Below are 15,117 nucleotides of genomic sequence, written 5' to 3' on the forward strand. Positions count from 1 at the left end.
GGGAGTCCACGGGAACCGGTGGTTCGTGTCGTTGGAGGAGCGATACGAGAGGCGCTTGTTGGTCCCGCTGATGGGGAAGCGGTGCTTCCTGACATTCGATCAGGAAGCGGACGACAGGGGGAAGTGGTGCCCGGAGGGGATTGAAGGGTGAGCTGTAGGCCGCACCAGTATTCGATTCCATTCGTAGGCGTTCGAATTGTTCCCCCGTCTGTTCCCCCGGATTGAATGTACTGGTTTTCGATGCCATCAGCGCGAAAAACGCATTGTGAGATGGCATCGAGGCCGAATGTGATCTGGCCGGGGGGAACCCAATTGCCCGTGCGACGTTGTTGCGACGAATGGTTGGCGGCTACGCGGCAATTGCTTGTTCGCGCAGCCAAGCCGTCACGTCTCCGGCGCGCCAGCGCGTGCATCGCGCACCGTTCTTGATTGGCTGGGGGAAGTTGGCTGAGGCCATTTTCCGGCGGATCGTCGATTCGCCCAGCCCGGTGAGATGTTCGACAACGTCGATGCGCAAGAGTGCGTCAGGTATCAGAGCCACCTGGAGGGTCTGGGCGGGTGGTGCTCGGTGCTTATGTGTTGGGACCGAGGATCGAGATTCGGCCTGCTCGGCGGCGGCTTGAATTTTTCCCCACAGCTCAGCCGGCACATTCACAGTGACCCACTTTCCGGCGCCAGCGCGCCGTAGGCTCGGGTCGCTGTGTTTGCACTGCAGTAGTTCGTGAAAAAGGCCCGTCATGCGGACACCTCGATTACTTCAAAGCGCACGGGGGCGTGCTCGAGCAATGCTTGGATGCCGCGGACTAGGTAGGTCTCGTCGCCCTTGAACTCGTCGAGGATTGGCTCACCCACCGTGAGCGCGGGCTGAGCCGGCACTGCCGCAGCGGAGCCGCGCGGCGTCCACGGCAAGGCTTCGGATTCGCTGGTTTCAATCGGATTGGTCATTTTGTCTTTTCTTCTTGGTGTTCGGCGATCCATCGCTGCACTGCGCGCGCGGCAGCGACATAGGCGTCGCTCGGGGTCTTCGTGATCTCAAGCGACGGCAACCGGGAATTTTTCACACAGCACATTCAATTTCATCTGATGGGATGAAAACATTTTTTAACAGGAGGAAGAGCGTGAAGATTTCAATTGGTTCGGCTACTAAAGGCACATTCATTTTTACCGCTGTGACAGTCCTTTCAGGATGCGTTGCTTATCCTAATGTTGAGAAAATTAATGCTGACTTCAGTGGCTATCTGAATTCGGAATACAGCATTTCGTATCCGTCTGCAGCTTTGCGAGCTAAATTGACGGAGGTTAATCTGAAGCCAAAACCTGGAATTAAAGAGTTTTCGATGAAAATGAATTTAAGCCAGGCCGGTATTGGAGAGCAAACCCCGAAGGTCAGTCCCTTCGATGTTCGATTCACGAATCTTGGTAATGGTTTTTATCGCGAGGTCCGTGAGCTTCGGAATAATGACTTTCTCACGGCGCGATTTGTGTATTTGACTTGGGCGGGGCTCTTGCAGTTGAGGAGCGACACAATCATCAGTGGGGACACTTTTCCGGTGCCGTACCAAGAAGTCAAGGAGGTGGCGCCATTTAAGTTCGACCCGGCAAATATGAAAGTCGGGGATAAATTGGTCTTCGAAACAAAGCTGGGCAATCGCCCTCAAGCTTTTAACTTCATTACTGAAAAGTCCGAATGTATTGCTGAGAAAATAGCGCCTGCAGCCAGCTTGCAAAAGAATTTTTCTGGGAATGGCGTGTGGTTGGCGTGCACTACCAAAAACGACAGAGGCTTCGATTCCAAGAAGAAATCGGTCTACTTGATCGACTACGCTCTTGCGATTCCCCTCGAGTTCAAATCGCCTACAAGAACTCAAGAGTACGAAATTACCGGCTTTACGGCGCAATAAATCCAAGCCAAGGTATCGCATCGTCGCGTTTTGTCGGAGGCGGAGCATCCCAACGTGCCGGGCGCGCCTTGTTTCTGGTGTGCGTTCGCTCATGGCCGGGTCAAGCGGCCTTGGGCGGTGCGAACTTCTTGAATGGCCGCGTCTTGATGTGCTTGCCGAAGAACGTGCCGATGGATTCGGCCGCGAGGAAATCGGCGTGCACCTTGGCGTCAACGCCGGGGTACTGGTAGACGGTGCCGGGCCCGCGGGTGAAGGTCACGGCGAGGGTCTTGCTGCCGGCGTCGTAGCCGATGGAGGCCACCTGCTGAGACTTCACGGGCTTCATCGCGATCACGATGAGTTCGGCTTCGTCGGTGCGGGCGGCGGGTGCGGAAGTGGTCACTGGCATGGTTGCTCCTGGTGGTGGGCGGTCAGGCGGCCAGGCGCAGCGCGTGCGCGGCCTTGGCTTCGGTTGCGCGGCGCGCGAGAGCGTCGCAGATGGGATGCGCGGCTCATTGCTGAACGTGACCGAGTGCAGGCAGAGCTGGACGCGCTGGCGCCCGCGGTGGCGGCATCGGCGCCCGCACCCACAACCGTGAAGGAAGGTGTTGAGCAGGCCCGCGCGCGCCGCGGCGCATCGAAAGGGACGGCACATGCGCCCGCCGCCGCGCCGGCGCAGGGTGCCGCAGTGCCCTCCGACGCTGTAGCCGCGCGGCCGAGCGCCTGGCGCACGAACGCGCTGCAGGCGCGCAAGGTAGCGAAGTCGCTGGGCATCGACGCCGGCGGCCTGCGCACGCCGCAGATCGTCGCGGCCGTCGATGCGCGCGATGCGCAGGTCCAAACGCAACCCCAAGGAGGTGAAGATGTTGCAGCCGCACGTGATGTTCGGATGGCAGATGACGGCTCACGAAGCCCTGTTGGTGCTGCGCCGGACACCCGGGGCGGCGACCTGCGCGCGCTGGGTCAGAACGCGCTGTCGCGCGTGTCGCTGGCATGGGGCAAGGTGTTCGGCGCGGCTGAGCAGCTGAACCGCCGCATCACCTTCATCGCTGCCTACCGCACCGCGAAGGCGCAGGGCATTGCCGACCCCGCCGGCTTCGCGCGCCAGGCCATCACCGAGACGCAGTTCCTGTACTCGAAGGCCAACAAGATGGAGTGGGGCCGCGGCGCCGTCGGCGGCACGCTGATGACCTTCAAGACCTACTCGGTCGCCTACTTGGAGCTGCTGCACCGCATGTACACGCAGGGCGGGCCCGAGGGCAAGCGCGCCGCGCTGCTTGCGCTGGGCATGCTGATGCTGATGGGCGGCGCTGGCGGCTTGCCGTTCGCCGAAGACCTGGAGGATGCGGCCGACGGTCTCGCGCAGATGCTGGGCTACAACTTCTCGGCGAAGAAGGCACGGCAAGAGTTCCTGGAAAGCATGCTGCCGCGCGGCATCGCGCAGTTCATCGACAAGGGGGTGAGTGGTCTACCGGGCGCGCCGCTCGACGTGTCGGGCCGACTGGGCATGGGCAACCTGATTCCCGGCACCGGGCTGCTGCTGGAGAAGACCAGCCACGCGCGCGACGTGTTGGAGATCGCGGGCCCGGCCGGCGACTTCGCCAGCCGCATCCTGTCCGGCGGTCGCAGTGTGCTGACGGGTGACGTGGGCGCCGGCGTGCTGGAGATGTCGCCGGCGGCGGTGCGCAACGCTGTGAAGGGCGCCGACATGGCGGCCACCGGCATGTACCGCGACGCCAAGGGCTACAAGGTGCTCGACACCAACGCGCTCGAAGCGGCCATGAAGGCCATCGGCTTTCAGCCTGGCAGCGTCGCCACGATCCAGGATGCGAACCGCATCAGCCAGGGCGCGAAGGCCTTCTACAACCTGCGGTCTCAGGAGATCCGCTCGCAGTGGGCGCAAGGCATCTTCGAAAGCGACCCGAAGAAGGTGCAGGCCGCGCGTGACCAGGTGGCATCGTGGAACGAGAAGAACCCTGAGCAGCCGATGCGCATCAGCATTCCTAGCGTGATGGAGCGTGTGCGCCAGATGCGCAAGAGCAAGGACGAGCGGATCGCGGATACCGCGCCGCGGGCAATGCGCGCCCAGCTGCGTGAAGATGCAGCGAGGGCACGCATAGCGTTTGGCTCAGAGTGAGTGCGTGCACGTCGAGCAGTAGCTGCGGGCGGTTTTGATCGGTATCGCTCGTTCACTTTGTCCAGCAGCAGGTACACGTATTAGCCGAAGAGGTTTTGGCTGACGAGTCCTATTGCTTGGTTGGGACGAAGTTTCGTATTTCTTGCAAGGAAACACTGTCAGTCGCCGACGAAGCCTCTATCCGACCTTTCAGTTCCTCGAAGTCGGCGGCTGTAAATTTCTTTTCCGGAGGGTTAATCGCAACAACCGCGACTTTTTCCGTTTTCGACCCATTCCCGTCATTTCCGGATATGGCGCGCGAACCCGATGCGACAACCATGGCGGTACTTCCCTTGACCGCACCGACCGTGTGCGGAGGAACGACATCCCTCGGCCGCCAGGTTTTGTCTCGGACCTCAACGAATCGAGGCCACCGTGGGCCAAAGTGATAGACCGCTGCGTACATGATTTTTGCGCGCCAGGGTTCGACTCCGGAAGCCAGCATTCCGTAGTAGAAAACCTCGTGCACGTCCTCCCATGGCTGAGCCTTTCTGTCGCAGCCCACATCGTGGACGACCGATGCGTTTCGATACTTTCCCTCATATGGCCCGCCTGAGAAGGTCCAGGCAACCTGGGGAATCGACGCACCATCAACTACCCAGTCTTTTGGCGCGTCCCACTTCCTTCCTTTGTGGTCATAGTAGGTAAAAGGCGCGAGCAGGCGCATTTTCCTGCCGTCTTCGAGCCATTCAGTCTGAACGGTCCCTTCATAGCGGCCGAAGTCCTGAGAAAAAGCAGGGTGCGCTAAAAGGGATGTTGTCGCAAGTGCAAGGCACCTGCATGCAACCCAGTGTCTGATGGTCATGGAAGCCTCCTCGTTGTCTTTCGATTCTGCGCGAAATGCGTGGCTTTCGGGCACTTGCCGCGTAGTCACTATTGAGTGCTTGCGTGGGACGCTGCAGCAGCTATTGATTTAGCCCCCTGTGGGGTTCGACGGGTGTGGGATGGGCCGGCAGCATGCCGGCCTATGTCCGCATCCAACCCACCAGCCAAGCGAAACCTGACGATTTATCAGGGCGCAACGTTCGATGATTCCGCCGTCTGGAAGGCAGGAGAGACGAAGGCGACGGTGCAGCCCGTTGACCTGACTGGCTGCACGGCGCGCATGCAGATCCGGGAGAAGATCGACTCGCCGACGCCCTTGCTGGAACTGACGACCGAAAACGGGCGAATCATCCTGGGTGGCGTGACAGGCGAGATCGCGTTCAATCTTGACCCCGTCCTTACCGCTGCGCTGACGTGGCGCTCAGGCGTCTACGACCTGGAGATCGTCTATCCCGACGGCGCGGTCCGCCGACTGTTCTCCGGTGCTGTGACTGTGTCGCGGGAAGTGACGCGGGCAGGGGCGACGCCATGAGCGTCGAAGTCGTCGTCGTCTCGGCGGTCGAACAGATCGTCGTTGAAGCGCCGGGCGAATTCTCGATTGTCGAGGGCTCCAACCGCGTCGAGATCATCGAGCTTGCCAAGCAAGGCCCGAAGGGAGCCAAGGGCGAGGACGGCGCTGGTGGCGTGCAATCTCTCGTGCCGGGCGCCAACGTCACCATCGACGACACAGACCCCGCGCACCCGGTCATCAGCGCGACCGGCGGTGGTGGCGGTGAGGGCAGCGCAAGCTCTCCGAACGTCAAGGCTGTGGCGTTCATGTTGGCTGGCCTCACTCCGGTCGAAGTCCTTCGCTTGCCGATCCCCCCGGGGACGGACTGGGCACTCCGTGCATCGGAGGGGGCAGGGAACATCGACGGGACCCTCGCCACCTTCTACGGTGGTATTGGCACCATCGCGAACGTCGGTGGGACTCTCGTAGTCGATTCCAATTGGGGGATGGGGGGCGGTTACGGCGGCAACGACGCACCGCGCTTCAGTGCTCTGGACGGAAACGTAGCTCCCGTGATCGACGGGTGCATCCTCATCGCCTCGCAAGACGGCGACGAGCTGGTCTTCACCATGACGCCCGACAGCGCCGATGCGATCGGTCCTTGCAGCATCGTGTTCAACGGCACGCGCAATGACGGTAACGGTGCAAGCAGATGGCACCGAGGTGCTGCATCCCTACGTCCCGACACAAGGCGATGTGCCGACCATCGGCCACGGCTCGACTCGCTACGAGGACGGCAAGCGGGTGACGCTTGCAGATCCCCCGATCACGCGCCGGCGCGCCGTTGAACTCGCGCGCAACCTGCACCGCACCGAAGAGCGACGCTTCGCCGCCTCCTTGCCAGATGTGGAGCTGTTCCAGGAGGAATACGACCTCTACATGGACTTCGAGGGGCAGTACGGAATCGGCAACTGGGTGAAGCCCAAATCGCCGCGGACGTGGCTGCTTCGCGGCGACTATCGCGGCGCGTGCGAAGCGCTGCTGACCTGGCGCTTCCAGGCTGGCCGCGATTGCCGTCTGCCGCAGAACTGGGGCCCCAAGGGGTGCAAAGGCGTATGGATGCGGCAGCAGGCCCGACACAGCGCATGCCTTGCGGCGCAATAGGAGAGGGCCATGCCTGACCTGCGCAACATCGCCATCTGGCTGCTGCTGACCCTCGCCGTCGCGGGCTGGGGCACAGGCTGCGTCGAGCGCACGCGCGCGGCAGGCGCCCGCGCTGACCTGGCCACCGAGAAACGCGCTCGAGCCGAAGAGAACACTGCCCGCGCGCTGGCCGCGCTGGCCGACCTGCAGCGCACCGCCGCGCTGATGGCGACGCACGCCAAGACCCAGAAGGAGAACGTCGATGCATACGAAGCGCGCCTCGCGGTGCTGGCCAGCCGTGGCCGCACTGTTGCTGCTGAGCTTGGCCGGGTGCGCGAGCAATACCGCACCTTCGCCGCCATTGATCGCGCGCAGGCCGTCAGCGGCCCCGCTGCCTGCCAGCGTGTCTCAGATCGATCCGCAGTCCTCGCAGCCATGGCTGCGCGAAGTCGAGAGCTTCTTGAACGAGGTCGACTCGTTGTTGAAGGGCGAGACAACGAAGTGCAGCTTCTGCTCGGCACCGTGAAGAACGATCGCGCGCTACTCGCGCCGCCGTAGTGTCGTCCTCCCGACCCGTTAGAAATCCCCGCCCCGGCAGCGCGACACTTCATCTGCCCATGTCTCACGGATGTCGCAAACCGCGCTGTTGACGAGCGTCAAATCCCACTGCACTCGGTGCGCACGCTATAGTGTTTGTAACGAATTCGCTCATGGAGCTTGGGTGCGGTTTGCATCAACTGTGGCGATAGAAAAATGAATAAGTCCAACCCGCTCGCCACTTTGCTGCAGAGCCGAGGCGCACTTTTGCAGCTGCTAGCCGCCGCTGTACTTCTTGCCCTGGGCGTCAACTTACTCTCTACTGCAATTGCGGAGGCCCTTTCGAGCAAGCTTGCTCTTTGGGGCCTTTCCATGGGACTTCTGGCTGTCAGCACCTTTATCGTTGTGCGGCAGACCATCCCTTCTCGACGGGTGTGTCGAAAAATGTCCGGCTTCGTAGTTTTTCGTTCGAAGACCAGTAATCTAGTGAAAGTTCCGCGCTACGAGTACAGCGAAGAGATCAAGTCGTTTGTTGAGGGCCTATTTGCCGAGAACGCAGCGCCAAAGCGCCTCTGGGACTCAGACCCTGTGCACAACGCCTTTGAGATCGATGTGAATGCCGGAACAGGCCGCATCAGGCAAACGGAAGCTGGTCAGCTCATCGTCGAAGCGACTGAGTACTTTGTCCTTGAGACACTGTCAACGCACCTCACCGACTACTTCAATCAATCTGGTCTCGAAGCCGCTCATTTGAAGGAGCTATCCCGAGAGGATGTTCCAGACATCGTTTTTAAGAACCGCTTTCTGGACACCTTCTCCCGACCGATGCGTGAACGGGCGGTGTTCATGAAAGACTCTGGCGCAACTCCGCCGCCGGGGCGAGTGGTATCTTCGTACGGTCCCAATGGCGTTCGTTACTCCCGATTCGATCTAACGCTCCCGCTGGGTGCGAAGGTGCAGCGGCTCTCGCCGAGCTCTATCTTGATCTCGACGCCAAAGTTCATGCTTACGGTGTCAGTGGATTTTGCTGGATTCGGAGCAAACCTGCCTTCGGGCTTCACCGAGCTTTACCTTGAAGGTTGTTCCTTCTCTGACCTGAGTGTCTACCAAGTGGGCCTCACAACGAGTGTTGAGTTCAAACCGTGGGCACTACTGTCGCGATCAGGCTGGGACTATCACGCTTGGCTGGACTCTTTTCTAGCGAAGCTTGAGAAGTCGTTCGATGGCGAGGAGTTCTTGAGGGGGATAGATTGGGAGGCGGCGGCAACTACGGCGCACGCCGTACACCAGAGGTTGCGTTCTGGTGCAGCCGCTGGTGAACCGCCGATAGAAGCTGGGAGGCCATGAAAACGACGGTAGCGGGTTACTCGAGGCTGGTTGTTCAAGCTAACCGGGCTGCCGCGCAAGGCGCGCCGTTTGCCGGTAGGTGGTCATGAAAAACGCAGTGGAAGAATGTCGCCTTTTGCGCGCTCGGACCGCAGCGCTGCGTTTGCGTGTGGCGTGAGAGTGACTGCTCGACGCTCACTCACCAATCTTCAATCTTCGGGAGTTTGTGTCCCAAAGCGCGCCGCCACGATGGCCCGGCCGACCGCAATCCTCAGATTCGGGCCCTCCTGCCACGGGCCGCCACCTTCCAGCCGCCGGCCACCGGCTCGGCCCACCAAGATAGAGCACCACTGGTAGGCCTTGCCGGGCATCGGTGTGACATGGATGCCTCGCGCTCGAGCAGCTGATAGAAGCCTGGCCAAGAGGTGGTTCAAGTTGACTTCTCAGCGCCCCGGAAATGAGTACGCAGTCATGTACGATCAGTCAATTATGAGTATTCGAAAAGTATCCTTCGGCGCTGTTCAGATTCAAAAGCTGCGACGAGTGGCCTTGGATGAGCATCTGTTGGTCACGCTTGGCCTCGGCGTTGGGGATCGTGTGACGGTTGAACTTGACGTGGAGAACGAAGCGATTGTGCTGAGAAAAGCGCATGAGCAACAGGCGAGCACCCGTACTTTGTTGGTATCTGAAGATCATGCTGATTGAGGCCAAAGAAGGGGCTGCCGAGGTCAAGCCTCAGGTGGCAGATGCTCTTCGTCGTCGCAATCTTGGCATCTACTACACGCCGATGCATGCCGCCACGATCCTCGCTAAGTGGGCGATTCGAGACGTTAAGGACTTTGTGTTGGAGCCTAGCTTTGGCGGCTGCGCACTTTTGTCATCCGCGGTTGCCCGGCTGAGTGAACTCGGCTCCCATGCACCGGCTGCGCAGCTTCAAGGCTACGACGTCGATTCTCAAGCGTTTTCTCACCTTCGAGAGCTATTCCCCGATGATGAGGACCTTCGCCAATTCACACTCGCAGATTTCTTGAAGGTTCATCCGCAACGTCGTACTGCAAATGTAATTTTGGCGAATCCGCCGTTTGTGGCGTACCGACAGATGTCGTCGGATCAACGGGATACCATTCAAGAATGGAGGCGGCTATACAGCGGCGGATTCTCGATGGAGGCGGCGCTGTGGCTGTACTTCTTAGCTCACAGCCTCCAATTTCTCCAAGAGGGTGGAAGAATTGCCTTTGTTCTCCCGAGTTCGTACTTGGCCAGTAATTATGCTGCGCCAGTACGAACCCGCCTCGAACAACTCTTTCGCACGATTCGTGTTGTCGAGGTGAATGAACGGCTCTTTCTCAGTTCGGGCGCCCAAGAGCGCACCTGTCTCTTGCTCGCCGATAATTATTGCCCGGTAGGCTGGCCCACTGCCACCAAGGCAATTCATGTGGCGTGCGAGGCGCTTCAGGAGAATTATCTGTGGGACGATCCTGCTGAATTGACGACAGATCAACAGGCCATACGCAGTGCAGCGCAGACTTTGCTTGATGAACTCGGCGCGAACTCGAAACTCAAGCCGCTTGGCCATTTCCTTCATCCACTCATCGGCGAGGTCACGGGCGATGTGCCATTTTTTGTGAAATCGGCGACAGAGTGGTCGGAGCTGGGAATAATGAGCACCGAGCTGACGGCTGTCATCCACGGTTCCGGAACCGCTCAGCGCGCAGTCATTCGTGCTGATGATGCGGTCGACCGTTTCATGCTGACCCCCTCCGCCGGGGAGCCTAATATGAAAGTCGCCCGCTATCTTGCTGGCTATCCGGATGCGCTCCAGTCAAGGAATAAGACGTTTGCAAAACGGCAGCCATGGTGGAGGGTGAGCTGCTGCACCACTGCACTTGGTTTTGTACCTAGCTTGCACAACGGCTACTTCAGGCTAATGATCAATGACGCCGAAATTGCCTGCACCAACTCAATATATCGCCTGATGCCCGCCAAGACGGACGTCAACAAGTTTGCGGTCGGTTTGGCTGCGATGACGTCTATTGCGCAACTATCCGCTGAGCTTCTTTCCCGCAAGTTAGGCGGAGGCGCGCTAAAGCTCGAACCGTCCGATGTCAGACGTGTGAGCCTACCCGTATCACTCGAGACCCTAAGCCTCGACCGAGCACGCCGCTATGCTGATGATGTCGACAAGCTCATACGGCAAGGGCTTGTTGACGAGGCTGGACAAGAGGCGGATAGACGTTTGCTGGTCGAGCCGCAACTAATCAGTGCGGCAGAATGTGAGCGGATTCGAGCGCAGCTCAACGGACTCCGGCAGATGCGGCTTGGAAAATCTCGGGCACAGTCTCATACCAACTGAGGCCACGGGCTTGGGCCCCAGGCGTGCGGTGCGCCAGCGCAGATCTTCGCGGCGGAAGAGAAGTACGGCTTCCAAAGGCGCTCTTGCGAGCGCTTCAGATGCTGCACATAGTCGGCACTTTGTCGCGCTGATGCCCATTTTGGTCCAGCGAAATGCGACAGAATGAAGTCGACCGCCAGCACCAAGTCCAAGGGCGGATGCGAGAACCTTGGCGAGTCCAACAGGAGCAAATTGCGCATTTGATGCTGCCCATTGTCTACGGACAGCTGTGGAAAGAGCTGCAGGCCTCCGAAAGTCATATGGTAGCGGGGATGCAAGTAATGACTGGTGCCTCGTGCGCCCTGCGCATCAAAGTGCCAAGCGGCGTTGTATTTCTTTGCACCTACGCTGCTACTCAGAAATATCTGCACACCGTTGTGCTTCAGCGGGTCGTCATCGTCGTTTACCCGTGTCTCATACCCCTCTACCGTCATGTCCAATCGGCATTGGGTCGTTCCCGAGGCATGTGTCGGGAAATATTTGAGTCCTTTTCCGCCAACCTCTATGAGGAGCTGGTCGATCTGGTAGTACCAGAGTCCAGAGCGGCTACCTAACACCTGCTGGGCTGAGTCTTGGATTGGCTTATCATCGAGAATGATCCCGAGATTTTTGAGAATATGGCCTAGTTCACTCAATTCGAGCGAAACATCCGTGGGGGTTGCGATCTGCATGTTTGACGGAGTTAATTGAAGCGCAGACGTGCCCGAACCAATGGATCAAGACGATTCTTGTCGAAGCTGAAGCGCGCAGGCGCATGCGCAACCTCCTGCGATACATATTGTCTATCTGACCAAGGGCGTGCCTGCGAAGCGTCAAGCAAGTAGCCATCAATCGGGTCTAAGGGTTTGCGTAGAACATCGCAAACACCGGTGAAACGACTGCTATACGCATCTTTTATTCGCTTGGCTTCTGCTTCGGCACTGATTAATTCTTTTCCATGCAGTAACTGGACTCGCAGTGCCGCCTCCAATGACAGTACGGCGGGGTACTCTTTAAATTTAATTGCCCACCAGGCTTGCACTGCTTTCCACCACCACATCGGACGACGTTTGGAAAACGGACCTTCGTATTGAAAGGGCGTCAAGGCGTTCTCCAATTTGGAGCCAATGAACGCTTCAACACTGACGCCCAAGCGAGCGCACAGGGTATCCACAGAAACCAGCAGACCTTCTCGGCGTACTACGTCTGACAAGATAAATCGAGCAGCATCACTAACCGAGCGCCCGTCCATCTGTTCGGCGGCGAATGCTGCGTCGGCTCGCGGATCGATGGCTGTCTTGGGGGCTTCAAGTAGGGATGACAGTTTCTTGGCGCGCGTCAGGTTTGCCGACAGTTGCTGGTATCCTAGGGCGAGATCGACAAGGGCAATGGCTGCAGCAGTGAATTGAGCATCGCCCTCCAACTCGTCCTTATCGATTACTTCGTCGAAAAGATCGTGACTCGGCCGATCCGGGTCATAGAGTGATTTCTTCCGGGCTGGTAGGGTCCAAAGCACAATCGGCAATGCCGGAAGCTTTTTCTGTGCCATAAGGCTACGAATGTGCTGTGCGATCGTCGGTGCATTGTATTGGACGCGCCCCTCCAGCCCGGCCACGCGATCCAAACGAAGATCGACTAGTAAGCCACTGATGTCTCTACGTGCCTCGATCTGCTTCACGATGTCATCGATTGATTTCGTTGGAGCAACGCAACCCAGTCGTAAACGATCTGACGCCCGGCCAAGCAACTCGAGCTTCCCCGCGACTTCCGTTGGTTGATCGTCAATACACAGGTAATTGATATAGGTCATAGGGAGGGTGATTGATCTGCAGGGATCCTGACTCGCATGCAAGCTTGAAAATTTTCGGGGGGATCGATCACAAAAACCTGACCATTTCGACTTGAAACAGTGTCCCTCACGATCTTAAGTCCCAAGCCCATGCCGGTTAAGTCATCGTCGAGCGAAGTGGCCGACAGGGTAAAAAAGGGATCGAAAATTCGATCCCAATTCTCGTGCGAAATTCCGTCGCCGTTGTCCATAAAATCGACTTGGATCCAATTTTGTGTTCGAACTGCTCGAATTAGAATCTGGCCGTGGTCCCGCTCTGCTCTTTTAATGGCCTTGACTGAATTCGTAAAGAGATTGGTCAAAATTGATGACCACTCCGAAGCTAACATCGGCTTCGAGGTTAGGCCCTCGTCGATGTAGGTCTCAATGGAAATGTTCCAGCGCTTGGATATGGGATCGAATGCTCGAACGAATTCGTACATCAGGGCTGAGACGTCTTGCTGTTCCAGCTCCCTTTTCTGCACCTCGGAAAGCGAGTGCTCGAAGTAGCCTAGATAGGACTTCAGATCGTTAGTGGCCGCACGTAAATCGACAATCCTGCGCAACGACTCTTCCGGTAGGGTGGTATCGGCGAGCAGGATCGCTAGCTGATCCCTCATAGACATCACTCGGTTTCTTGCTTCGTGAGTGAAGGTTGCGACTACCAAACCTAGGCTCGAGAGCACGCGCAGCATCTCGATTTCCTTGTCTCGCTCCTCGATTTCATTCGCTGCAGCCACAAGCAATTGGGAGGTGACCTCCCGGCTAGATGCTTGGGATGTGGGCATGCTGCCCGGTTGCCCAGTCGACTGCTCTGGTGTTGAGTGGGGGGCCGCTGTGCCCTCCAAAACTGACGAGGGATTCGTGTTCCATCCGTGCGGATCGCGTCTTAGATCGGCCGCGGCGTCGCGGAGCACTTCTGGCGTTGTCGGTTGAGCTCGGGGAGGGGTGCGGGCCGGCCCGCCTGCTTTTGTTTTGCGTCCTCGGATCGAGCCAATGCGCATGGCACACTTCACAGCCACGGCATGGCCAAACTTGATCAGTTCGGCCATCGCGTCGTTCATGGCTAGCCCTTCGCGGCTCGAGACTTCGAAGAAGATGTCGTGGTCTGGGTCGACGATAGAGATCGCTCCAAGCCAGTTGAAATTGGCAACCGCAGGAAGAACCGCCCGACGTCGACTCTCTTCGTCGAGACCTAGCCAGTCGTTTCTACGTTCCCCATACGGAAGAACACGAAAACCATTTCGATACAGGCGAAAGCCACCCTGTTCGTTACCCAACCGTTGAAGCCGTCCCTTAAGTTGTGACGGCATGAGCTCGTTGTCGTAGATGAAATAATGGGCATCAAGCTTGACGTTTCTAAGATACCTGAATGTAGTCTGTGATTCGGAGTCGTTGAGGCGCAAAGGCTCTTTTTCATTTAGGCCTAGCTTGCCACTCACTAATGTGGTCCACGCCTTTCCATCTGCATCGACTTCCGCGTATATCTTTGCGATTGCATGCTCAAGAACCATGCGGTCTTCGCTAGCAACCAAGCGTTCTTCGTTATTTGTCCTGCGCAGAAAGATGGCTTTAAAGCCGGGATCAGTGTCCGCGCGGTCAGGCGCGAAGCCCAAGGTCGGTCCAGCCGCAGGAAAAGGGTCAAGCAGATCCTCAACGTATCGGAAAACACGGCTGATCTGTGCGTCCGTCCAACGGTCCCGTAAGCCCAGGATATTTAGCGTTGTGCCCTTCACCCGCTCCTTGGGCACCATTTCGACCCGGGTGGCGATTTGGTGAAGATCGGTCCCAGATGCAAACTTGGTCCAGTCGATGGAAAGCTTCCAGGCGTGAGCGGCATCTGCTGTTTGGGTGACCAGTTCGAGGCGTCGACCGAGGCGTTGTGTTGAAAATCTTCCGATACCCTTGCGTCCTGCGCGCGCGCGTCGGTAAAGCGGTGAAACGGGGAAGGCCTGTTTTTCGTTGCTCGCCAGACGCATGAAGCCGTTGATAAGTTGATCGCGGTTCATGCCGTGCCCATCGTCCACGAGATGCAGGCTGCCGCCAGCGGTCTCGGCATTCACGAACGTGACCGTAACTTCCTGAGCGTCGGCGTCATAGGCATTCTTGACGAGCTCCGAGACCGCGGTTTCTTGCCGAGCTACCAGTTCCTGGCCCAAACGATCAATTAGGCCGCCATCGCTGGCGAACCGCACATAGTCGGGATCGAGGCGTGAAAGCCTTGTACTGATGTCCACCAATTGCGCAAAGTCTAGTTGCGGCTTTGTTAGAACGTCTACCAATGCCTTCTGTAGATCTTCGATCGTGTTGGCCGTCTTTGGATCCGTCATTGGTTTGCTTTATGGGGTTGCGGGGCGGAGGAGTGTTGAATCGCGGCGCGCTCGAAGGGAATTCTTTTCGGTTCGGGGCAACGGTCTAGCCGCCGGGCTGTAGAAGCCAATCGATACATCTTCCCTATTTTGTGGATGCTAGCCTGAAACGTGTTGGTCATAGAGGGCGCCAGGCATCCTAGTAGCTCTTGCTGGGCATGGGCGCGACGTA

General features: G+C 58.3%; 16 protein-coding genes. 9 read left to right on the plus strand and 7 right to left on the minus strand.

Features of this window, described 5'->3' with window-relative positions; all coding sequences use genetic code 11:
- Positions 1-349 precede the first annotated feature (349 nt).
- A complete protein-coding gene (locus CY658_RS32985; RefSeq protein ID WP_257884818.1) occupies positions 350-517 on the minus strand; it encodes a helix-turn-helix transcriptional regulator in 168 nt (55 codons plus the stop codon).
- Positions 518-735: 218 nt separating this feature from the next.
- Positions 736-945: a hypothetical protein gene (locus CY658_RS10960; RefSeq protein WP_101490109.1), complete on the minus strand. Its 210-nt coding sequence runs from the start codon at positions 943-945 to the stop codon at positions 736-738.
- 173 nt (positions 946-1,118) lie between these two features.
- Here CY658_RS10960 and CY658_RS10965 point away from each other — a divergent pair, with 173 nt between their 5' ends.
- The gene (locus CY658_RS10965; protein WP_143713654.1) at positions 1,119-1,901 is read left to right on the plus strand and encodes a hypothetical protein; all 783 of its coding nucleotides are present in this window, start codon (positions 1,119-1,121) and stop codon (positions 1,899-1,901) included.
- Between the two features lie 100 nt (positions 1,902-2,001).
- Here the strand turns inward: CY658_RS10965 and CY658_RS10970 are convergent, their stop codons facing one another.
- The gene (locus CY658_RS10970) at positions 2,002-2,289 is read right to left on the minus strand and encodes a KTSC domain-containing protein (protein WP_101490111.1); all 288 of its coding nucleotides are present in this window, start codon (positions 2,287-2,289) and stop codon (positions 2,002-2,004) included.
- A 123-nt stretch (positions 2,290-2,412) separates the two neighbouring features.
- On the opposite strand from CY658_RS10970, the gene CY658_RS10975 reads away from it, so the two are divergent.
- A complete protein-coding gene (locus CY658_RS10975; RefSeq protein WP_219589581.1) occupies positions 2,413-4,017 on the plus strand; it encodes a PLxRFG domain-containing protein in 1,605 nt (534 codons plus the stop codon).
- Positions 4,018-4,126: 109 nt separating this feature from the next.
- On the opposite strand, the gene CY658_RS10980 is transcribed toward CY658_RS10975, so the two are convergent.
- On the minus strand, positions 4,127-4,861 hold the full coding sequence (locus tag CY658_RS10980) for a DUF1353 domain-containing protein (RefSeq protein ID WP_101490112.1): 735 nt from the start codon (positions 4,859-4,861) through the stop codon (positions 4,127-4,129).
- 162 nt (positions 4,862-5,023) lie between these two features.
- On the opposite strand from CY658_RS10980, the gene CY658_RS10985 reads away from it, so the two are divergent.
- The 7 genes from CY658_RS10985 to CY658_RS11005 all read left to right on the plus strand — a co-directional run bounded on the left by CY658_RS10985 (position 5,024) and on the right by CY658_RS11005 (position 10,730).
- Entirely contained in the window at positions 5,024-5,413 is a 390-nt protein-coding gene (locus CY658_RS10985) for a hypothetical protein (protein WP_101490113.1), read from the plus strand.
- A complete protein-coding gene (locus tag CY658_RS32885; RefSeq protein WP_219589582.1) occupies positions 5,410-6,219 on the plus strand; it encodes a hypothetical protein in 810 nt (269 codons plus the stop codon). Before CY658_RS10985 ends, CY658_RS32885 begins: the two co-directional genes overlap by 4 nt.
- Complete coding sequence (locus CY658_RS10990) at positions 6,128-6,535, plus strand: glycoside hydrolase family protein (protein WP_374221098.1); 408 nt, start codon at positions 6,128-6,130, stop codon at positions 6,533-6,535. The genes CY658_RS32885 and CY658_RS10990 overlap by 92 nt, the downstream gene beginning before the upstream one ends.
- Before the next feature lie 9 nt (positions 6,536-6,544).
- Entirely contained in the window at positions 6,545-7,072 is a 528-nt protein-coding gene (locus tag CY658_RS10995; RefSeq protein ID WP_101490115.1) for a hypothetical protein, read from the plus strand.
- A 195-nt stretch (positions 7,073-7,267) separates the two neighbouring features.
- Entirely contained in the window at positions 7,268-8,398 is a 1,131-nt protein-coding gene (locus tag CY658_RS11000; RefSeq protein ID WP_101490116.1) for a hypothetical protein, read from the plus strand.
- A gap of 450 nt (positions 8,399-8,848) precedes the next feature.
- A complete protein-coding gene (locus CY658_RS32455) occupies positions 8,849-9,082 on the plus strand; it encodes a hypothetical protein (RefSeq protein ID WP_143713656.1) in 234 nt (77 codons plus the stop codon).
- Positions 9,072-10,730 carry an N-6 DNA methylase gene (locus tag CY658_RS11005; RefSeq protein ID WP_180838911.1) on the plus strand — a complete coding sequence of 553 codons (1,659 nt, stop codon included), beginning with the start codon at positions 9,072-9,074 and terminating at the stop codon, positions 10,728-10,730. The genes CY658_RS32455 and CY658_RS11005 overlap by 11 nt, the downstream gene beginning before the upstream one ends.
- Here CY658_RS11005 and CY658_RS32460 read toward each other — a convergent pair.
- From CY658_RS32460 to CY658_RS11015, 3 genes are read right to left on the minus strand one after another with little or no spacing between them, the layout of a single operon-like run.
- The gene (locus tag CY658_RS32460; RefSeq protein WP_143713658.1) at positions 10,718-11,440 is read right to left on the minus strand and encodes a hypothetical protein; all 723 of its coding nucleotides are present in this window, start codon (positions 11,438-11,440) and stop codon (positions 10,718-10,720) included. The two genes, CY658_RS11005 and CY658_RS32460, sit on opposite strands and share 13 nt — an antisense overlap.
- Positions 11,441-11,451: 11 nt before the next feature.
- Positions 11,452-12,558, minus strand: a complete 1,107-nt coding sequence (locus CY658_RS32465) for a hypothetical protein (RefSeq protein ID WP_143713660.1) — start codon at positions 12,556-12,558, stop codon at positions 11,452-11,454.
- Positions 12,555-14,906: an ATP-binding protein gene (locus CY658_RS11015; RefSeq protein WP_101490119.1), complete on the minus strand. Its 2,352-nt coding sequence runs from the start codon at positions 14,904-14,906 to the stop codon at positions 12,555-12,557. The genes CY658_RS32465 and CY658_RS11015 overlap by 4 nt, the downstream gene beginning before the upstream one ends.
- Positions 14,907-15,117 lie beyond the last annotated feature (211 nt).

The sequence above is a fragment of the Variovorax sp. RO1 genome (assembly GCF_002849325.1).
Lineage (GTDB): Bacteria > Pseudomonadota > Gammaproteobacteria > Burkholderiales > Burkholderiaceae_C > Variovorax.